Annotated in this window: 18 protein-coding genes; 15 read left to right on the forward strand and 3 right to left on the reverse strand. The window is 67.6% G+C overall.

Features of this window, described 5'->3' with window-relative positions; genetic code table 11:
• The first annotated feature begins 26 nt into the window (after positions 1-26).
• On the forward strand, positions 27-1,787 hold the full coding sequence (locus ACQ66R_RS05500; RefSeq protein WP_430419946.1) for a tetratricopeptide repeat-containing protein: 1,761 nt from the start codon (positions 27-29) through the stop codon (positions 1,785-1,787).
• Here ACQ66R_RS05500 and ACQ66R_RS05505 read toward each other — a convergent pair.
• On the reverse strand, positions 1,784-3,742 hold the full coding sequence (locus ACQ66R_RS05505) for a tetratricopeptide repeat protein (protein ID WP_430419948.1): 1,959 nt from the start codon (positions 3,740-3,742) through the stop codon (positions 1,784-1,786). The two genes, ACQ66R_RS05500 and ACQ66R_RS05505, sit on opposite strands and share 4 nt — an antisense overlap.
• Positions 3,743-3,745: 3 nt before the next feature.
• Positions 3,746-4,825 (reverse strand): PEPxxWA-CTERM sorting domain-containing protein, encoded by a 1,080-nt coding sequence (locus ACQ66R_RS05510; protein ID WP_430419950.1) that lies wholly within the window; start codon positions 4,823-4,825, stop codon positions 3,746-3,748.
• Between the two features lie 284 nt (positions 4,826-5,109).
• Here ACQ66R_RS05510 and ACQ66R_RS05515 point away from each other — a divergent pair, with 284 nt between their 5' ends.
• The 13 genes from ACQ66R_RS05515 (at position 5,110) to ACQ66R_RS05575 (ending at position 15,684) form a co-directional block, all read left to right on the forward strand.
• Positions 5,110-5,685: a helix-turn-helix domain-containing protein gene (locus tag ACQ66R_RS05515; protein WP_430419951.1), complete on the forward strand. Its 576-nt coding sequence runs from the start codon at positions 5,110-5,112 to the stop codon at positions 5,683-5,685.
• A 323-nt stretch (positions 5,686-6,008) separates the two neighbouring features.
• On the forward strand, positions 6,009-7,970 hold the full coding sequence (locus ACQ66R_RS05520; RefSeq protein ID WP_430419953.1) for a methyl-accepting chemotaxis protein: 1,962 nt from the start codon (positions 6,009-6,011) through the stop codon (positions 7,968-7,970).
• A 3-nt stretch (positions 7,971-7,973) separates the two neighbouring features.
• On the forward strand, positions 7,974-8,252 hold the full coding sequence (locus tag ACQ66R_RS05525) for an STAS domain-containing protein (protein WP_430419954.1): 279 nt from the start codon (positions 7,974-7,976) through the stop codon (positions 8,250-8,252).
• Between the two features lie 5 nt (positions 8,253-8,257).
• Complete coding sequence (locus tag ACQ66R_RS05530) at positions 8,258-8,623, forward strand: response regulator (RefSeq protein WP_430419956.1); 366 nt, start codon at positions 8,258-8,260, stop codon at positions 8,621-8,623.
• 56 nt (positions 8,624-8,679) lie between these two features.
• Positions 8,680-10,905 carry a chemotaxis protein CheA gene (locus tag ACQ66R_RS05535; RefSeq protein ID WP_430419957.1) on the forward strand — a complete coding sequence of 742 codons (2,226 nt, stop codon included), beginning with the start codon at positions 8,680-8,682 and terminating at the stop codon, positions 10,903-10,905.
• Between the two features lie 2 nt (positions 10,906-10,907).
• The gene (locus tag ACQ66R_RS05540; RefSeq protein ID WP_430419959.1) at positions 10,908-11,387 is read left to right on the forward strand and encodes a chemotaxis protein CheW; all 480 of its coding nucleotides are present in this window, start codon (positions 10,908-10,910) and stop codon (positions 11,385-11,387) included.
• Positions 11,388-12,272, forward strand: coding sequence for a CheR family methyltransferase (locus tag ACQ66R_RS05545; RefSeq protein ID WP_430419961.1), 885 nt, complete (start codon positions 11,388-11,390; stop codon positions 12,270-12,272).
• Positions 12,269-13,291: a protein-glutamate methylesterase/protein-glutamine glutaminase gene (locus ACQ66R_RS05550; protein WP_430419963.1), complete on the forward strand. Its 1,023-nt coding sequence runs from the start codon at positions 12,269-12,271 to the stop codon at positions 13,289-13,291. The genes ACQ66R_RS05545 and ACQ66R_RS05550 overlap by 4 nt, the downstream gene beginning before the upstream one ends.
• 1 nt (position 13,292) lies before the next feature.
• Positions 13,293-13,682, forward strand: coding sequence for a response regulator (locus ACQ66R_RS05555; protein WP_293363916.1), 390 nt, complete (start codon positions 13,293-13,295; stop codon positions 13,680-13,682).
• Entirely contained in the window at positions 13,679-14,242 is a 564-nt protein-coding gene (locus tag ACQ66R_RS05560) for a chemotaxis protein CheD (RefSeq protein WP_430419965.1), read from the forward strand. The genes ACQ66R_RS05555 and ACQ66R_RS05560 overlap by 4 nt, the downstream gene beginning before the upstream one ends.
• Positions 14,242-14,607, forward strand: a complete 366-nt coding sequence (locus ACQ66R_RS05565; protein WP_430419966.1) for a hypothetical protein — start codon at positions 14,242-14,244, stop codon at positions 14,605-14,607. Before ACQ66R_RS05560 ends, ACQ66R_RS05565 begins: the two co-directional genes overlap by 1 nt.
• 4 nt (positions 14,608-14,611) lie before the next feature.
• Positions 14,612-15,211: a response regulator gene (locus tag ACQ66R_RS05570; RefSeq protein WP_430419968.1), complete on the forward strand. Its 600-nt coding sequence runs from the start codon at positions 14,612-14,614 to the stop codon at positions 15,209-15,211.
• Positions 15,211-15,684 carry a hypothetical protein gene (locus tag ACQ66R_RS05575; RefSeq protein WP_430419970.1) on the forward strand — a complete coding sequence of 158 codons (474 nt, stop codon included), beginning with the start codon at positions 15,211-15,213 and terminating at the stop codon, positions 15,682-15,684. Before ACQ66R_RS05570 ends, ACQ66R_RS05575 begins: the two co-directional genes overlap by 1 nt.
• A gap of 49 nt (positions 15,685-15,733) precedes the next feature.
• Here the strand turns inward: ACQ66R_RS05575 and ACQ66R_RS05580 are convergent, their stop codons facing one another.
• On the reverse strand, positions 15,734-16,087 hold the full coding sequence (locus ACQ66R_RS05580) for a hypothetical protein (protein WP_430419972.1): 354 nt from the start codon (positions 16,085-16,087) through the stop codon (positions 15,734-15,736).
• A gap of 545 nt (positions 16,088-16,632) precedes the next feature.
• Between ACQ66R_RS05580 and ACQ66R_RS05585 the strand changes: the two genes are divergently transcribed.
• Positions 16,633-18,873: an ATP-binding protein gene (locus ACQ66R_RS05585; protein ID WP_430419974.1), complete on the forward strand. Its 2,241-nt coding sequence runs from the start codon at positions 16,633-16,635 to the stop codon at positions 18,871-18,873.
• Positions 18,874-18,889: the final 16 nt, after the last annotated feature.

Raw genomic sequence — 18,889 nt, forward strand, 5'->3', positions numbered from 1 at the left:
GCGTGTTTCACCTCTAAGGACGCGGCGTGACGATCCCACAGTCTCCGCCGACCCCCGAACATCGGGCCGCCTCGGTGCGCGCCGCACTCGCGCGAGGCGACCTTTTGGGCGCCTACGACGAGGTCGCGCGCCGCGGCAGCACCGATCATCACGGCCTGAACTACCTTGAGGTGCTGACCCTCGCACGGCTTGGCGACACCGAGCGCGCGCTGCGTCTCTATGACGATTACGGCCTGGCCGAAGTGGACGACGTCGACTCTCTGTCGCTGAAGGCGCGGCTCCTCAAGGACCTGGCGTTCCAGGCCGACGGCGAGCCCAACCACGACAGGCTGATGGCCGCCTGCGAACTGTATCAGGCGGTGCACATCCGCACCCATTCCAGCTATCCGGCGATCAACGCCGCCAGCCTGGCGCTGATCGCAGGCCAGACCGAGCTGGCGCGCAGGCTGGCCCAGGAGGTGGCGCAGGAAACCGCGCCCGAGCGGCGGCGCGGCTATTTCTCGCTGGCGACTCTGGCTGAGGCGCTGGTGGTGCTGGGCGACGTGGCGGGCGCGCGCGATGCGCTGAGCCGGGCGCTCCAGGCCGAAGACGCCGACGTGGGCGCGAGGTCCACCACCGTGCTGCAGCTGCAACGTCTCGTGGCGGCCAAGAGCGTGGCGCCGGGGATGGAAAGCCTGCTGGAACTGGTCCAGCCGCCGCGGGTGGCGATGTTCTGCGGCAACATTTTTGTCGGCGGCGAGGCCCTCGAATCCAAGCTGGCGGCCGAGATGTCGGCGCTGATCGCCCGCGAGAACGTGGGCTTCGCCTATGGCGCACTGGCCGCCGGCAGCGACATCGTGATCGCCGAGCAGCTGATCGCGCGCGGCGCCGAGCTGCATGTCGTGCTGCCCTTCGCCGAGGCCGACTTCCTCGAACAGTCGGTCGCGCCGGCCGGCGAGGGCTGGGTCGCCCGCTACCACGCCTGCAAGGCCGCCGCGACCGAGGTCACCTATGCCAGCAACATGACCTACATGGGCGGGATGGAGCAGTTCGCCTACGGATCCAAGGTGACCATGGGCATGGCCCGCCTACGCGCCCGCCAGCTGCACGCCGAGGCCATCCAGCTGGTGATCGTCGAGGACCGAGGCGACGGCACGCTTTCGGGTTCGGACGTCACGGCCTGGCGCTCGACGGGCGGCCGCGCCGAGGTGGTGGCGGCGCCGCCTCTGACCCGGCCGGTGATGCCGCCGCCACCGCCCAAGCTGAATGTGGACCGAGGCGACTACGGCCTGATGTTCACAGACTATCCCGGCTTCTCGAAGCTGGACGAGCGCGTCCTGCCCCTCTTCTGGGAGGAGGTGATGGTGCGCTCGGCCGGGATCCTCGAGGCCTACGGCGAGGTGATCCGCCAGGGCAACACCTGGGGCGATGCGATCTTCGCCGTCTTCGGCGACGCGCCCACAGCTGCTGCAGCGGCGCTCGATCTCTGCGAAGGTCTGGCCAAGGTGGACTGCAAGCGCTTGGGCGTGCGCGAGGGCACCGCGATGCGGATCGCGCTGCACTACGGCTCGACCTACTCGGGCTATGACCCTGTGACCAAGCGGATGAACTACTACGGCAGCGAGGTCTCGAAGGCGGCGCGGATCGAACCGGTGACGCCGTCGGGCAGCGTGTACGTGACCGAGCCGTTCGCTGCGGTTTTGGAGATGCAGAGCGACCACCCGTTCGTCTGCAACTATGTGGGCAAGATCGCCCTGCCCAAGAACTACGGGACCTTCCCGCTCTATCGCCTCAGCCGCGCCGGCTAGTTCGCCGCGACCCGGCGCTCGCCCTGCTGGGCAATCGCCTTGCACTCAGCGCCCAGCTGTCGCGTGAAGCTGGCGTCGGCGCCCAGGGTGTCGGTGAGGATCGCCATGCCCGCAGCGCAGTCCTTGCGGGCCTCGGTCAGCCGGCCGGCCTTGGCGAGGATCTTGGCCCGGTTGACCAGCAGGTCCCCATGGTTGGGGTGGGTCTTTCCGTAGCTGGCGTCGTAATTCTTCTTGGCGTCGGCGAGCGTGGCCAAGGCTGCGTCGGGCTGGCCGCGCTCAGACTCGATAAGGGCAAGGTAGACCTCGGCGATGCCGATCAGGAAATGCGGGCCGCCGAAAGCCTGGCGGTAGATGGCCACCGCCTCGCGCAGAGACCGTTCGGCCTCGGTGAGCTGACCCAAGCCCTGGAATATCTGGCCTTGCATCGAGAGGGTGTCGGCCAGGATGGGGTTGTCGCGGTCCAGGACCTTTCGCTCAATCCTGAGGGCCTCCGCGATCTGGCGCTGGGCTTTGCGCAAGTCTCCCGCGTTGAACGAATTCTGGGCCAGCGCGAACCACGCCTTGCCCGACTGCAGATGCTCTGGGCCCAACTCTTTCTGGAAGAGCGCCAGCGACTCCTGGAGGGAGGCCTCGGCGGCGGCAAACTGGCCGTCGTCCGAGAGCAACAGGCCGCGGTTGTTCAGCACCCTGGCCACCGAGCCCGGCGGCGCGTCCTCGGCGCGGCGGAAGTGGTACATGGCCTGATCGAACGCCGCGACGCCCTCCTTCAGACGGGAAGCGTTGACCAGGATGCGACCGCGCGTGAGCGCGGCTGCGCCGCGCAGATTCGCATTGGACTCGGGGTTCGGCCCGATGAGCCCCTCGCTTCGACGCACGGTCTCCAGCGCCTTGTCGAGCGAGCCCTGCGCCCCATAGGTCTGGGCCAGAACCAGCAACGCATCGACCCCGTCGGGCCCCGCCTTCTCGAGCGTGGGCATGGCGCTTTCAAGCGACGCCTGAGCTTCGTTCAGGAGCCCCAGGTTGATGTAAGCGCGGCCCAGAGTGGCCAGCAGGCGCGCCTCGATCGCCGGCTGCCCGGCCAGTTCGCGACGGGCCCGCTCGGCGCTGCGGCCAAGGATGGTGAGGGCCGTGATGGTGCGCGGGTTTTCGGTGGCGGGATTCGACAGTTCGAACGTGCCCACCAGATAGTCGGACGCGGCGCGGGCGGCGGCGGCCTCGTGCTGGGCGATCGTGCGCTGGCGATCCGCCTCGATCCGAAGCGAGTTGGCGTAGAAGGCCAGGCCGCCGGTGACCACCATGCCCATCACCGCACCGACCGCCACCGCGGTGGCCTGGGCGATCCGCCGCTGGGTCTCGCGCTGAACCAGATCGTCGAGCTTGAGGCCGGTGAGGCCGGCGATCAGCTTCTGGGTGGCCAGGCGCGGGCCGTCGGCCTCGCGCCGGTAGTCGGCTGCGATCGGCTCGGCCGGCACATCCGACAGTTGGCCATCCGGGCCCACCCGCAACCGCAGGGCCTCAGGGAAGCACTCGCGGTGGTCGAGGCCGGGGACTTCGGTGGCGTTGGGTTCGCCGTCGACCACCAGCGCCAGCACGCGGCTGTCGCCATGGACCGCCTTGAACTGCCGGATTTCCTCGTTGACCCAGCGCGACCGCGCCGAGGCCGGCGAGCAGATCACGATCAGGAACATCGACTGCTGGAGGGCCCGGGTCAGTTCTGCGCTGAGATCGCCCGAGGCCGGCAGTTCCTCGCGGTCGCGAAAGATCGGGCGCAACCGACGGGGCGTCCGGCCGAGAGCCGTGACCTTCCCGATCAGCTTCGAAGGGATGCGATAGGATTCGATCGCCCGGTGCAGTCGCTGGGCGATCTCCTTATCCCGATGGGAATAGCTGATGAACGCCCGGTAGGCGTAGGCGGTGTCCGTGCGAGTTGCGGATTCCGTATCAGCCAGCGTCATACCCTAGCTGTACGACGGCGTACGCCGGCGCCGCAACGCCGCTCCCAACAGACCGAAGCCAAGAATGAGCGTCGTCCACGTGGCAGGTTCCGGAACCGCGCCGCCCGGGTTCAGTTCCAGGGGCACGAACGCTTGCGGGCTGAACACGATGCCGGTGATGCCCTGCGGGCCGTCGAGGCTTTGAGCGCCGAACCCACCGCGGCCGAGACTGGACATCTGCATGTTGTCCTGCAGCGAGGCCGCGAACGACGCGCCGCCGCCGCGGCCGATGGGGTCGCCGAAACCGGAGTAGGCCACTAGGCAGGTCGTCGGCGTGATGCAGTCGGCGCGCGTGTAGCTGGTCACGCGGGTGCGGTACTCGATCAACCGGCTATCGCCTTGTTCGAGCAGAGCGTTCAGCGGCAGCACGATGTGGGTGGCGTCCCAGGCGAACGCATAGGCGAGGTCGTTGTCGTAAGCGGTGACCAGGCCGTCGAGCGCATTCGGGTCGCTGAGCCAGAAATTCCGCTCGACGTTACCGTAGTAATCCATGCTGAGCGAGGCATAGCCGCTCAGAGTGTAGAGGGTGACGTCATTGCTCACGACGCTGAACTCGAAGTCCGAGTAAGCGAACGGCCCTGCCTCGACGGTCGGGTTGAGGTCCTCGAAGGTCAGTCCCGAATAGGTCTGGCCATAGCCCGTGAAAATGTTGTTGCCGGTTGCGGCTCCGCTCCTCTCCTGAAGGTAGAAGCCCATGCCCGCCGGAATGATCGTCGAACCGAATTCCTCGATTGAGACCAGGCTGCTGGTGTTGTTGTAGAGCGTGATGTCGACGCCCGAGTACGACGTCGCCGAAGCAAAGCCGCCCGACACCGCGACGCCGCTTTCGAAGCTGATGGTCACGGGACTGATGTTTACGATCGCCTCGACGCTGCCGCCTTCGCCGCCGCCGACCCAGTAACCCGTGGGCGGCGTGACAGGAATCGTCACGGTATCTTGCGTGATCCCGCCGCTTGCCACGCCGGTCGCTTCGATTGTCTGAGCTTGCGCGCTCGCAGTAGATAGCAAGGCAACGGCCGCAGCCGTGATCATCAGGGCCCGCATCAACTCTCTCCAGCTCGCTTAGCGAGGCGGCGCTCAATTCGCCGGACCCGCACCCACATTTCATCAACCCTAACATGGCCTGTATGGCGCGCGATGCCGTTCTTGTGTGGGTTGAATTATACTCGCGCTTCTCTCTTGAGGGGTCTCGGCGGGCGCCGCTTAAACAGGCGCGCTTTCGCTCAAAGTGGGCGCCCTCGTCTGCGGCCTCGCGTGCCGCGCGATGTGAATCGGCTTAGCTTAGTATGACTTATACCTAGAGGAATTTCGCGCGCATGCGCCCCCGCATGTCCGATCGAACCGGCGCTGCTATCCGAAAACTGCGGCTGGCGCGCGGCTGGAACCTCGCCACGCTCAGCGCTGAGAGCGGGGTGCCGATCTCGACGATCTCTCGGGTCGAGCTGGGCCAGAACGCCCTCAACTATGAAAAGCTGATGCGCCTCTGCCGCGCGCTGGACGTGGACCTTGAGGGCCTGGTGACGCGCGAAGCTGAGGCTGCGCATGGCCGGTCGGGCCGTCGCGCCGTGATGCGGGCAGGCGACGGACCGCCCACCCGCATTTCAGGCAACACAGGCCGCCGCGCGGCCGCTGACCTGAAGGCCAAGAGCCTGTCGCCGATCGTCGTGGACGTCACCGCCGCCAGTCTCGGCGCGCATGGCCCGATGACGGCTCACGATGGTGAAGCCTACCTCCTGGTCCTGGACGGCGAGGTCGAGTTCCACTCCGAGCACTATGCGCCCCTGCGGCTGGCGGCCGGCGACGCCATCTACTTTGACGCCACATCGGGCTACGCCTTGATAGCCCCCACGCGGCCGGCCCGGGCGCTCGTGGTCGCGGCTGGCGAGACCGCCTTCGGGCCCTGATTCCCGTATAGCGCCCTCGGGTTGCGCAGTCGGCCCAGTCAGCTCAAGTCACGGTTGAGAATAGGCGTGCGTCAAAACAGCCATTCCCATTCTCCGGCTCCGTTTCCCACTATTTACCAATAATCAAACCGCGCCTGGGATTGTCGGTATCAGCGGGGCCAATCGGCTTCGCTCCAGCCCCGAAACGGCAATGGCGAACCACCCCATGCGGCGCTTCCGTTCCCCAGAACACGACAATCGCGCCGTGTCGCGCGGTGTCGACCGCGCCTGGGCGTTCGCGAACCTCGCGTTCATCTACCGCCGCTAAACGCTCAGAGATGATGATGGCATTTCTCAACAACGTGAACATCTCCAAGAAGCTGATGGTCGGCTTCGCGGTCGTGGTGACCGTCGTCGCCGTCATGTGCGCGGCGGTGTTCGCCAGCCTCATGAGCATCAAGAGCGCCGTGTCGCTCAACAGCGAGACGGTAGCTGAACGCGAACTGGCGGACGGCTTCCTCTACGCCCGGGTGGAGCGTCAGAACGCGATCCGCGGCCTCGTCGCCAGCGGGGACCCCGCGTTCCTGAAGACGATTGAGGAGGCCGAGAAGAAGTACGCCGACAAGCTCGAGGCCTTGGAGCGCGCCGCCCCGGAAGACGCGGCCCTGATCGGCGCGATCAAGGCCGCCGCCGCCAAGGTGCAGGCCGAAGAGGCCGAACTGATCGCCGCGGGCCAGGATCCGACGCGTCAGGCCGAGGCGATGATGCAACTCGGCACGAAAGGCCGCCTCACAGAATACCGCGCCGCCGTCGCGGCCCTCGTGAAGCAGCAGGAAGCGACCCTGAACCGTCGCGCCGACGCAAAGGATGCCGCACAAGCCTTCGCCGTCACGGTGCTGGCCGTCGGCTCGCTCCTCGCCGTCGCGCTGTCGGTGCTGATGGGCGCAGTGCTGTCGGGCGCCATCGCCAAGCCGGTGGCCGCCATGACCAACGCCATGGGCAAATTGGCGTCGGGCGACACCAACGTCGATGTGCCGGCCGTCGGCCGCAAGGACGAGGTGGGCCGCATGGCCGCCGCCGTCCAGCACTTCAAGGACGCCGCCATCGAAAAGGCCCGCGTTGAAGCCGACGCCGCCGAACACCGCCGTTCGGCCGACGCCCTGCGCCAGCAGAGCGACGAGGAACGCGCCGCCACCGCCGCCGAGCAGGCCAAGGTGGTCGAAGGCCTCGCTCAGGGCCTGGATCGTCTCGCCGCCGGCGTGCTGACCTTCCGGCTGAACACCGCCTTCCCGTCGCACTACGAGCAGCTGCGCGCCGACTTCAACCGCGCCATGGATACGCTGCAGACCACGATGCGCGAGGTCACGGTCAACGCCACGGCCGTCCGCTCGGGCGCCGGCGAGATCACCTCGGCCTCGGACGATTTGTCGCGCCGCACCGAGCAGCAAGCCGCCAGCCTTGAAGAAACCGCCGCGGCGCTCGACGAGATCACCGCGACCGTTCGCAAGACAGCCGAAGGCGCCGCCCAGTCGCGTGAAGCCGTTGGCGCCGCCAAGGGTGACGCCGAACGCTCGGGCATCGTTGTACGCGACGCCGTGGCCGCCATGAGCGAGATCGAGGGATCGGCCAAGCAGATCGGCCAGATCATCGGCGTGATCGACGAGATCGCCTTCCAGACCAACCTGCTGGCCCTGAACGCCGGCGTCGAAGCGGCGCGCGCCGGCGATGCGGGCAAGGGCTTCGCGGTCGTGGCGTCGGAAGTCCGCGCGCTGGCTCAGCGCTCGGCCGAGGCCGCCAAGGAGATCAAATCGCTGATCTCGGCCTCTTCTCAGCAGGTCGAGCGCGGCGTGGGTCTGGTGGGCGAGACGGGCAAGGTGCTGGAGCGGATCGTCTCGCAGGTCACCCAGATCAGCGGCGCGGTCGCCGAGATCGCCGCTTCGGCCCAGGAACAAGCCACCGGTCTGCAGCAGGTGAACACCGCCATCAACCAGATGGACCAAGTGACCCAGCAGAACGCCGCCATGGTCGAGCAGGCCACCGCGGCCAGCCACGCCCTGGCTTCCGAGAGCGAGGCCCTGACCCGCCTGATCTCGCGCTTCGACACCGGCGCCGGCGCCAGCGCACCGGTCGCGGCTTCAGCTCCGGCTCCGGCCGCGGCTCCGGCCCGCGCGCCCCGGGCGACTCCGCAATTCAGCGCCCCGGCCCCGGCCCCCGTCACCACGACCGCCATGAAGCAAACCGGCCGCGGCGGCGCCGCGATCAAGTCGGTGACCGACATGGATGAAGACGCCTGGGATGAGTTCTAGACCATGACCCACACCGTGACCCTGGGCGACGCCCTCGACATGACCGCCGCCGCCCCGCTCGTCAAAGAGCTGCTAGGCGTCCGCGGCCGGCCCGTCTCGCTGAACGCCTCAGGCGTCCGCCGGATCGGCGGCCAATGCCTGCAGGTTCTGCTGTCCGCCCAGACGACCTGGGCGGCCGACGGCCAGCCCTTCACGATCGTCGAACCTTCGCCCGAGTTTACGGAAGGCCTCGCCCTGATGGGTGCGACCGACCTGTGCCCCATCTCCATTGTCCAGGACTGAACCCCATGAGCATGACTGTCCTTACCGTCGATGACTCCCGGACCATGCGCGAAATGCTGCGCCTGGCCCTAGCTGACGCCGGCTTCCGCGTCGTCCAGGCCGAAGACGGCCTCCATGGGCTCGAAGTCCTGCAGGCCGAACACCCGCAGGTCATCGTGACCGACATCAACATGCCGCGCATGGACGGCTTCGGCTTCATCGAGGAAGTCCGTGGCGACCAGCGCTATCGCGCCATCCCGATCCTGGTGCTCACGACCGAAAGCGACGCGGAAAAGAAGAACCGCGCGCGGATGGCCGGCGCCACCGGCTGGATCGTGAAGCCCTTCAATCCCGACAAGCTGGTCGACGCCATCCGCCGCGTCGCCGCCTGACGACCTGAACGCGACCACCCCTTCGCCCGCCCAAGACGAGTTCAAGGAAACGCCCAGTGGATCCGCTAGCCGCAATCCGGGAAACATTCTTCCAGGAATGTGAGGAACAGCTCGCCGAGCTGGAATCCGGCCTGCTCGCCATGGAAGGCGGGGACCAGGATCCCGAGACCATCAACGCGGTCTTCCGCGCGGTACACTCGATCAAGGGAGGCGCCGGAGCCTTCCAGCTGGAAGCGCTGATCCGCTTCGCGCACGTCTTCGAGACCGCCCTGGACGAGATGCGCTCTGGCCGGGTGCCCATCACGCCAGACGTCCTGAAGACCATGCTGCGGGCCGCCGACGTCCTGGCCGACCTGGTCCGTGCGGCGCACGAGGGATCGGAAGCCGAGCATCCCCTCGCCTCCAGTCTCGTGGACGAACTGAAGGCCATGAGCGGCCAGGCCGCAGACGAGGACGAGGCCGAAGAAGACTGGGGCGACTTCGAATTCCAGCCGATGGCCGCGGCCGTCGACATGCCCGAGGCACCTGCGGGCCCCGCCGGCTTCGTGGTGAAATTCAAGCCGCGCGGCGACCTTTACGCCAAAGCCAACGAAGCGGCCCTGCTGCTGCGCGAACTCGCGCGCCTGGGCCAAGCCGTGGTGGAGTTGGACGCCCACGAGGTGCCGGCCCTGACCGACATCGACCCCGAGGCGGCCTATCTCGCCTGGACCATCACCATCACCGGCGACACCGACGAGATCGCGATCCGCGAAGTCTTCGAGTGGGTCGACGGGGACTGCGAGCTCGAGATCACCAAGCGGGGCGAGGCCGACGGCGGCTTCGATATGGCCGCTCTGATGGCGCGCGTGCAGGACGAAGCGCCCGCAGAAGACGAGGGGCCCGCAGTGGTCCCCGCCAACGCCGGCGAAGTCGATGTGGCCTCGCTGATCGCCAACCTCTCGCCGACCACGGCGCCGGAACCCGAGCCCGCGCCCGTTGCCGCCGCGCCGGTCGCGGCCGCGCCGACCCTGTCGGTCGTGGCGAGCGTCCCCGCTCCGGCTGCTCCCGAAGCTGCGCCGGAATCGCAGGCCGCCGGCGGCCCGCGCAAGACCGAGGCGGGCGCGACCATCCGCGTGGACCTCGATCGCGTCGATCGCCTGATCGACCTCGTGGGCGAGCTGGTCATCAACCAGGCCGTGCTGGCCCAGCGCGTGATGGAGGCGGGCCTGGCCCGCGCCAGCGCCGTCGCCATGGGCCTTGACGAGCTGGAGCAGCTGACCCGGGAGATCCAGGACAGCGTAATGGCCATCCGCGCCCAGCCGGTGAAGTCGGTGTTCCAGCGGATGCCGCGCCTGGTGCGCGAAGTGGCCGCCATGACCGGCAAGCCGGTCCGCCTGGTCACCGAAGGCGAAGGCACCGAGGTCGACAAGACCGTCATCGAGCGCCTGGCCGACCCGCTGACGCACATGATCCGCAACGCGATCGACCACGGGCTGGAAAGCCCCGAAAAGCGCGCGGCCGCCGGCAAGCCGGCCGAGGGCGTGGTCAAGCTGGCCGCGTTCCACCGCTCGGGCCGCATCGTGATCGAAGTCTCGGACGACGGCGGCGGCATCAACCGCGAACGCGTCAAGGGCATCGCCATCGAGAAGGGCCTGGTTGCGCCCGAGGCGACGCTCTCGGACGAGGAGATCGACAACCTGATCTTCATGCCGGGCTTCTCCACCGCCACCGAGGTCTCCGACATCTCCGGCCGCGGCGTGGGCATGGACGTGGTCCGTCGCTCGATCCAGGCCCTGGGCGGCCGGATCAACATCGTCTCCAAGCCCGGAAAGGGCTCGACCTTCACCATGAGCCTGCCGCTGACGCTGGCGGTCCTGGACGGCATGGTGGTCTCGGCCCACGGCCAGACGCTCGTCGCCCCGATCACCGCGATCGTCGAGACGCTGCAGCCGAAGGCCGAAGACGTCCACAGCCTGGGCGGCCACGCCCGGGTCATCTCGATCCGCGGCGGCTTCGTCCCCCTGATCGATGTGGGCATGGCGCTGGGCTACCGGCGTGATCCCCTCGAAGCGACCCAGGGCGTCGCGCTGCTGATCGAAGGCGAAGGCGGGTCCCGCGCGGCCCTGCTGGTCGATGCGATCCAGGGCCAGCGCCAGGTGGTCATCAAGTCTCTGGAAGCGAACTACCGGCAGGTGCCGGGCGTCGCCGCCGCCACAATCCTGGGCGACGGCCGCGTGGCCCTCATCCTTGATATCGACACCATCGTCACCGTCTCCCGCGGCGACATGCGCAAGGCATCCTGATCATGAACCAGATCCTCACCTCCAACGGCCAGACGCAGGCTGGCGGCATGAAAGAGCTGATCTCCTTCCGGATCGGCGCGCAGGAATTCTGCGTCGACATCATGGCCATCCGCGAGATCCGCGGCTGGACAGCCGCCACGGCGCTCCCGCAATCCCCCTCCTTCGTGAAGGGCGTGATCAACCTGCGCGGGGCCGTGCTGCCCATCGTCGACCTGGCCTCGCGCCTGGGCTTCGAGAGCACCGAGGCCAGCGACCGGAACGTCATCATCGTCGCCCAGATCGGCGAGCAGGTCGTGGGCCTGCTGGTCGACGCGGTGAGCGACATCCTGACGGTCACCGACGACGTTATCCAGCCGACCCCGGACGTCGCGTCGGAAACGGCCAAGTCGTTCATCCGCGGCCTCATCGCGATGGATGGCCGCATGATCAGCCTCATCGGCCTCGATCGCGTCCTGCCCGACATGGAGCTGGAAGCCGCCTAGATGACCGTCTCTACGACCACATCAGCGCGCCAGGGCGCCAATATGGTCGAAGGCGAGTTCGCCTTCACCGAAGCCGACTTCCGCAAGATTTCGGCGATGGTCCATGGTGACGCCGGCATCTCGCTGCCGGAGGCGAAGGCGACGCTGGTCTATTCGCGTCTGGCCAAGCGCCTGCGCGCCCTCGGCCTGACGAGCTTCAAGGACTATTGCGAGCTGGTGGCCGACGGCAACGGCGTGGACGAGCGCCAGAAGATGCTTGCCGCGCTGACGACGAACGTCACCCGCTTCTTCCGCGAGCCGCATCACTTCGACCATTTGAAGGAAAAGGTGCTTCCGCCGCTGCTGGATGCGGCGCGGCGCGGCGGCAAGGTGCGGATCTGGTCCGCCGCCTGCTCCAGCGGGCAGGAACCCTTCTCGATTGCGATGACCATCCTGTCGCTGATGCCCGAGGCCGTCGACAAGGACGTCAAGATCCTGGCCACCGACATCGACCCGAACATGGTCGCCGAAGGCCGTGGCGGGGCCTACGCGCCGCACCTGCTGGAGGGCATTCCCGACGCCTACCGCAAACGCTGGACCTCCAGCGCCGGCGACGGCCGGGTGCGCATGAGCGACGACCTCCGCTCGATGATCACCTTCAACGAGCTGAACCTGATCGGCGATTGGCCCATGAAGGGAAAGTTCGACGCCATCTTCTGCCGCAACGTCGCAATCTACTTCGAAGACGACACCCAGGCTCGCCTGTGGAGCCGCTTCGCCCCCCTCAACCAGGTGAATGGCGCCCTCTACATCGGCCACTCCGAACGGATCCAAGGCCCGGCTGTAGCGGCCTACAAGCCGGACGGCGTCACCACCTATCGCCGCGTCCAGGAGGGCGCTCGATGAACACTCGTGTACTCGTCGTCGACGACTCGACCGTCATGCGGCAGCTGATCGGCGCCGCCCTCTCGGCCGACCCCGAACTGGAGGTCGTTGGCGAAGCCGGCGACCCCTTGCAGGCCCGCGAAGCCATCAAGCTGTTGAACCCCGACGTCATCACCCTCGATGTCGAGATGCCGAACATGAACGGCATCGACTTCCTGGAACGGATCATGCGCCTGCGGCCGATGCCGGTGGTGATGGTCTCGACCCTGACCGCCCGGGGCACCGACGCCACGCTCGCGGCCCTGGAGCTGGGGGCCGTGGATTGCATCGAAAAGCCGCGAGGCTCTGACGCGGAAGGCTTCCGCCAGATCGCCGAGAAGGTGAAGATGGCCGCCAAGGCCCGGGTCCGCCAGCGCATCAAGCGCGAAGAGCCTCAGGCTACCGACGACTTCACCCCGAACGACAAGATCGTGGCGATCGGTTCGTCGACCGGCGGGGTCGAGGCCCTGCTGACGATGATCGAGCGGCTGCCCGCCAACTGCGCGCCGACGGTAATCACCCAGCATATGCCGGCCAGCTTCACCAAGAGCTTTGCCGAACGGCTGAACCGCGCCAGCGCGGCTACCGTCTCGGAGGCCCGCGATGGCGACCCACTGGTCCCCGGCCGCGTCTATGTAGCCCCGGGCGGCGATTTCCACCTCGAAGTCGAGGGCACGCGGCACTTGCGCTGCAAGGTCACCCGGGGCGACCCGGTCAGCGGCCACTGCCCCTCGGTCGATGTGCTTTTCAATTCCGTCGCGCGGTGCGCGAAGGACCGAAGCGTGGGCGTCATCCTGACCGGCATGGGCCGGGACGGCGCCAACGGGCTGCTCGCGATCCGCCAGGCCGGCGGTCGCACCCTCGGGCAGGACGAAGCCACCTGCGTTGTCTACGGCATGCCCCGCGCCGCCTACGAACTGGGCGCGGTGGAACGCCAACTCCCCCTGGAACGGCTGGGACCGGCCGTTCGAAACCTGACCAACAAGGAAATGGAACGCTGAGATGCCGGCGAGCTCTTCCCTCACCTGCCTGATCGTCGACGACCAGCAAACCATGCGTTCGCTGGTTCGCACAGGCCTTCAACAGCTCGGCTTCCGGACCATCTATGAGGCTCCGGATGGCGAAGAAGGCCTTCGCCAGATGCTGGCGCGGCCGATCCACCTCGTGATCTCCGACTACAACATGCCCAAGCTGGACGGCCTGGGGCTGCTGCGCGCCATTCGCTCGCACCCGCCGATCCAGAAGACGGCCTTCATCATGCTCACCGGCCGCGCCGACAAGGAGCTGGTGCAGCGGGCGGTGCAGTTCGGGGTCAACAACTACCTCGTGAAGCCATTCACCGTGGGCACCCTCAAGGAAAAGATCGAAGCGATCTTCGGCGTCCTCGCGTGAGCTTCGGTTCCCACGCACAAGACCCCGTCCATGACGCGGAACTGCGCAAGATCCATGTGATCCAAGGGCAGTTCCACGTCGCGGAAGGCGAAGATGTGGTCCTGACCACGATCCTGGGGTCGTGCGTGGCCGCATGCATTCGCGACACGGCGCTGGGTATCGGGGGCATGAACCACTTCCTGCTGCCCGGCGCGACCGGCGACGAAGGCCTGCGCTACGGCGTGCAGTCGATGGAACTCCTGCTGAACGCCCTTCTGCGGAGGGGCGCGCGGCGCGAGCGACTGGAGGTCAAGCTGTTCGGAGGGGCTCATCTTTTCGACGGCCTGTCGGATGTCGGCGCCCAAAACTCGGCGTTCGCCGAACAGTTCGTGCGCGACGAAGGCCTGAACTACCTGGGCGGCTCCCTGCGCGGAGATCGCGCGCGCCGGATCCAGTATTGGCCGGTCAGCGGCCGCGCCCGGCAGATCCTTCTCGCGCCGACGGAATCCAAGGTCTTCGCCACCGAGCGTCGCCAGCCTGTCGCCAAGGTGGAAGACACCGGCGCCCTGGAACTCTTCTGATGAGCGGGCGCGCCGCGACTCAACCCTGCCTGCGAGAATCCCTGGACCTTGTGGCCCAGGAGGCCAGCGACCTGGTGAATCTGGGCGACCAGCTCCAGGGCCTGATCTCGCGGCTCGTGGGTGCGGCGCTGCCCAGCGATCCGAGCCTGATCATCGACGCCCAGGCGGCCGATCTGCTCAGCCAACGCCTGTCCGGCCTCGCGAGCTTCGTGGGCGCCCTGGCCGAGGCCGCGCCGGCCGGTCTGGCCGCCGACATTGAGGCGGCGATTCGCACCCTGACCCTGGCCGAGCAGGCGCGACGCCTGTCCGGCCCGTCGATGAGCCCCGCCCCGGAGGCGGGCGAGCAGATGACCTTCTGGGACTGACGTCGTGAGCCTGCCGCAAAGCAAGTCACAACGGGTCAACCTCTCGACCGCCGAGGTGATGCTGGCCTGCGGCGATCCTGAAGGGCTCAATATCCTGGCCGAAATGTTCGCCGGCTTCGGCGTGCACACCCCTCGCCGCTGCCTCACCGGCGCCGAGGCCCGCACGTCGGTCAACGAGCGGATCCTGAACCTCGTGGTGGTCGACAGCGCCCTGCAGGACCAGACCGGCTACGACTTCATCCATTGGCTGCGGCGCAGCGACATTGCGCCGAACTGCTACGCGCCCGTCATTCTGCTCACCGGCCACACCAAGCCGTCGCAGATCTTCAAGGGTCGTGACGCGGGCGCCAGTTTCGTGGTGCGCAAGCCGGTCGCACCGATGGTGATGATGCAGCGGATCCTTTGGCTGCTGAACGATCAACGCAAATTCGTAACCTCGCCCGGCTACTGTGGGCCCGATCGCCGCGTGAAGGCGCTGGGTCCGCCCGTCGGAGTCAAAGGCCGCCGACACGACGACCTGTCAGCAGAAGTCGGGGCCGCCTCCACGCCAAACCTCGAACAGGACGAAATCGACGCCCTGTTCAAGCCGAAAGCCATCGTCTGATGTCCACTGCACGCATCTTCACCGTCGAGAACCAGCTCGCCAAGCTCGTCGACAGGCCCGGCGGCAAGACCGTCGCGGACCACGTCAGGGCCGCCGAGATGCGGGTCCAGGGCGTCCGCGATGTCACGCTCGCCTCACTCATCGAGAAGGCCGAGGCCATGGCGACGGCCGTCACCGCGGGCAAGAACGGCAGCGATCCCAAGGCGTTCGACACGATCTACGACATTTCCAACGCCATCTTTGGTCTGGCCGGCACGTTCGGCCTGAAGGGCTTGGCCGAGGCCGCGTTCAGCCTCTGCGACCTGGCCGACAGCTTCCGCAGCGGCGAAACCGTGAACTGGCCGGCGATTGACGTACATGTCGACGGCATCCGGCTGCTCGCCACCCTGGGCGACAAGGCGGAGGCCGCCGGCGCCGATACGATCCTGGACGGCCTCCGCCGCGTTCGCGCCCGGGTGCTTCCGACCGGCTGACGCCGCGACGGCGTCTCTTCAGATATAGCGGCTGAGGAGTCGGGCGACGCTATTGTGGGCGCTGCGACCCGGCGTTCGCGTCCTCGTCGAGATCGGGCAGCGCATCGGCGGCAGCCTGCAGCGCCTCTTCCAGAACGCCCATCAGGGCCATTTGCGCCGGCAGAACCTGCAGCCGCGCCCGAGCGTCTTCCAGCACCTCGACAGTCCGGATCGCCGAGAACTCGTGGGCCCGCTCCAGCTCTTCATCCAGGGCCAGCTCCGTCGCGGCGCAATGAGCCGTCGAAAGGGTCGCAACCGCGTGCAGCGCCGCGCGGCTCAGCGCCAGGGCGGCTTCAATGTCGGCGCTCATGGTGCAGACGGCGCGACGAAGATCGTCATTCGTCGAGTGGATCGGGTGCGACACGGGGGGTCCTCTTGGTCTTGCCCGCAGCGTTACGGCGCGACTGTTAACGCGTGGATACTGTTGCAGGCCGGCGCCCCATGTCCTGTTGCGGCCGGTTGTCGCACCAGCGCGAAAGTCAAGGGGTGAGGCGCAAATTGAGGACCCGACCGGAGCGGGGGGTGAGGCTCCGGCCGGGTCAACGTCGCATCCCGGCTATGGTGGCGCCGGGCGCGCCGAACTCGTACGCAGAAGCAATCATGAGTTCGTTGCCTGGTCGTTAAGATGACAGGCATGGTCAGACCGGACGATGTCTAAAGGCATGCGCCAGATCGTCGCACATCTGCCTCCAATTCTATCGCGTCCGGAATCTCCTCCAGACAAAACTCCCGTTACTCGAACGCTCGGCCCGCAGATTGGAAATTTGTCCCGGCTCCTACACCTGGAACGTCTCCAGATTCCCACAATTAACTGCGGATTAGGCCGCCCCGCCTAACTCTCAGTTTGAGTAGCTCGGCGAGGCATCAGGCGATGCGTATCCCTTCTGGCGTCCGCGGAATGACGGTCCCATGACCGTCAGCTCCGCCGTGCGCCAGCTGCAGGACGAGAGCGGAAGCTTCCAGGTGGTGCTGCGTCGGCGCGTCCGCGCGCACCTGACGCGGGCGGGCGAAGCGGGCCTTGTCGGCGCCCTGTCCTGGCTCGCCACCGGCAACAACTGGGTGGGCGTCTGGTTCGCCGTCACCCTGGCCGCCGGGTTGATCGAAACGATCGTGAGCCGCCGCGCCCTGGCCGCGGCGGATCCCTGGATCCACCGGCGCTCGGCTGCCGCGGCGCAGAGCGCGAGCGCTGTGATCTTTGCGAGTCTGGCCGGGGTCATCATCATGACGCCGACGGCCACCGCGCTTTGCGGCGCCTGCTTCCTGCTTTGTGCGGTGTCGCTGGCGAATGCGCTGAAGGCGTCCGGCTCGCGGCTCGCCATGTGGGCGTTGGTTCCGCCACCCGCCGTCGGTCTGATCGCGGCCCCGCTCTGGGTGGGGTTCGCGGGTGGAACCGACGTGCCGCTCGGCGACACGCTGCTGATGGCGGTGGGCGGCGTGGGCTACACCATCTTCATCGTTCGGGCGGCGATGACGCTGGCGGCCGAGCGCAGCGCAATGCGGGCGGCGATGCGCGAAGCCGAGGCGGGCAGGCATCGCTGGCGCCAGGTGTTCCACCACAGCCCCATGGCGCGGGTCTGCTTCAATGCCGAGAAGCTCTACGCCAGCCTGAAGGCGGCGGCGCGTGGCCGCACCAGGCTGGGCGACGTACTGCTTGAGCTCTACCCCACCCGGGCGTCGGTATTCGAAGCCGTGCAGATGATCGAGGCCAACGAGGAGGCGCGCGGCCTGTTTGCGCGTTATGGCGGCGCGGGCGGTTTTGGCGAGGACTTCCTGCCTGCCTTTGCGGAGGCGATGAACGCGATTGACGCGGATGGCGCCATGCCGTCCTTCGAGACCACCATGACGCTGGGCGACGGCTCGATCCGCACCATCCGCGTGCACTACCGCGCCACCGCCGATGCGAACGGCGCGCCGTGGAGCATGTGCCTGGGCGCCTATGACGACGTGACCGAGGCCAGGCGCGCGGTCCAGGTCCAGGAAGAGGCCCGACTGGCCGCGGAAGCCGCCAATCGCACGAAGAGCGACTTCCTGGCCCGGATGAGCCACGAGATCCGTACGCCCCTGAACGGCGTCCTGGGGATGGCCCAGGCGATGGATCTCGAGCACCTGGAGCCGCGTCAGCGCGAGCGCCTGAAGGTGATCCGCAACAGCGGCGGCGCCCTGCTCGACCTCTTGGACGATCTGCTCGACATCGCCCGCATCGACGCCGGTCGGTTGACCCTGCGCATGGAAGAGTTCGACCTGCAGGCGGTCGTCCGCAGCGCGCACGGCGCCTTCGCGGCGCAGGCCGCCGCGAAGGGCCTGTCCTTCCCGTTGGACCTGGACCCGGACGTGGAGGGCCTATGGCGCGGCGACGCCGGCCGGCTACGTCAGATTCTCACCAACCTGATCTCGAACGGCGTGAAGTTTACCGAGAGAGGCCAGGTCTCGGTGCAGGTCCGGCTGACCGGCGCCGGGGTCCGCATTGAGGTGGCTGACACGGGCATCGGCATCGCGCCCGACCGCATCGGCCGCCTGTTCGAGAAGTTCGTGCAGGCCGACGAGTCCTCTACGCGCGCCTACGGCGGCACAGGCCTTGGATTGGCGATCTGCCAGGAACTGAGCCGGGCGATGGACGGGTCGATCACCGCGACCAGCGCCACCGGCATGGGCAGCACCTTCGCCCTCGATCTGCCTCTGGGCCGGGTGGGCGACGGCGCGTCCGAGGACCGCCCAGCCCCCCTCACGGGCGCCCTCGCCTCCAGCGGCCTGCGCGTGCTGGCCGCAGAGGACAACGACGTGAACCGCATTGTCCTGAAGACCCTGCTGAGCCAACTGGGTATCGAGGCGACTCTCGTGGAAAACGGCGCCGAGGCAGTGCGCGCCTGGGAATCGGCGCACTGGGACATGATCCTGATGGACGTCCAGATGCCCGTGATGGATGGCCCCACCGCGACCATGACGATCCGCGCCCGCGAGACGTTGCTCAGCCGCCCCCGCACTCCGATCCTTGCCGTCACCGCCAACACCATGCCGCATCAGGTCGCGAGCTACCGCGCCGCCGGGATGGACAACGTCGTGGCCAAGCCGCTGAACGTGCGCGACCTCTTGGGGGCGCTGATCGGCGCCGCGTCGATGGAAGAGGCGATACCCGAGCGTATCGCCTCCTGAACGCAGATCGTTCCGC

The organism is Phenylobacterium sp. (genome assembly GCF_965284355.1).
In the GTDB taxonomy this organism is placed as follows: Bacteria; Pseudomonadota; Alphaproteobacteria; order Caulobacterales; family Caulobacteraceae; genus Phenylobacterium.

What these genes read in the sequence shown, in the direction of transcription:
- ACQ66R_RS05550 (WP_430419963.1), top strand. Translation starts at nt 12,269, where the DNA reads ATGAACACTCGTGTACTCGTCGTCGACGACTCGACCGTCATGCGGCAG.
- ACQ66R_RS05525 (WP_430419954.1), top strand. Translation starts at nt 7,974, where the DNA reads ATGACCCACACCGTGACCCTGGGCGACGCCCTCGACATGACCGCCGCC.
- ACQ66R_RS05505 (WP_430419948.1), bottom strand. Translation starts at nt 3,742, where the DNA reads ATGACGCTGGCTGATACGGAATCCGCAACTCGCACGGACACCGCCTAC.
- ACQ66R_RS05510 (WP_430419950.1), bottom strand. Translation starts at nt 4,825, where the DNA reads ATGCGGGCCCTGATGATCACGGCTGCGGCCGTTGCCTTGCTATCTACT.
- ACQ66R_RS05545 (WP_430419961.1), top strand. Translation starts at nt 11,388, where the DNA reads ATGACCGTCTCTACGACCACATCAGCGCGCCAGGGCGCCAATATGGTC.
- ACQ66R_RS05520 (WP_430419953.1), top strand. Translation starts at nt 6,009, where the DNA reads ATGGCATTTCTCAACAACGTGAACATCTCCAAGAAGCTGATGGTCGGC.
- ACQ66R_RS05565 (WP_430419966.1), top strand. Translation starts at nt 14,242, where the DNA reads ATGAGCGGGCGCGCCGCGACTCAACCCTGCCTGCGAGAATCCCTGGAC.
- ACQ66R_RS05585 (WP_430419974.1), top strand. Translation starts at nt 16,633, where the DNA reads ATGACCGTCAGCTCCGCCGTGCGCCAGCTGCAGGACGAGAGCGGAAGC.
- ACQ66R_RS05575 (WP_430419970.1), top strand. Translation starts at nt 15,211, where the DNA reads ATGTCCACTGCACGCATCTTCACCGTCGAGAACCAGCTCGCCAAGCTC.
- ACQ66R_RS05530 (WP_430419956.1), top strand. Translation starts at nt 8,258, where the DNA reads ATGAGCATGACTGTCCTTACCGTCGATGACTCCCGGACCATGCGCGAA.
- ACQ66R_RS05540 (WP_430419959.1), top strand. Translation starts at nt 10,908, where the DNA reads ATGAACCAGATCCTCACCTCCAACGGCCAGACGCAGGCTGGCGGCATG.
- ACQ66R_RS05515 (WP_430419951.1), top strand. Translation starts at nt 5,110, where the DNA reads ATGTCCGATCGAACCGGCGCTGCTATCCGAAAACTGCGGCTGGCGCGC.
- ACQ66R_RS05555 (WP_293363916.1), top strand. Translation starts at nt 13,293, where the DNA reads ATGCCGGCGAGCTCTTCCCTCACCTGCCTGATCGTCGACGACCAGCAA.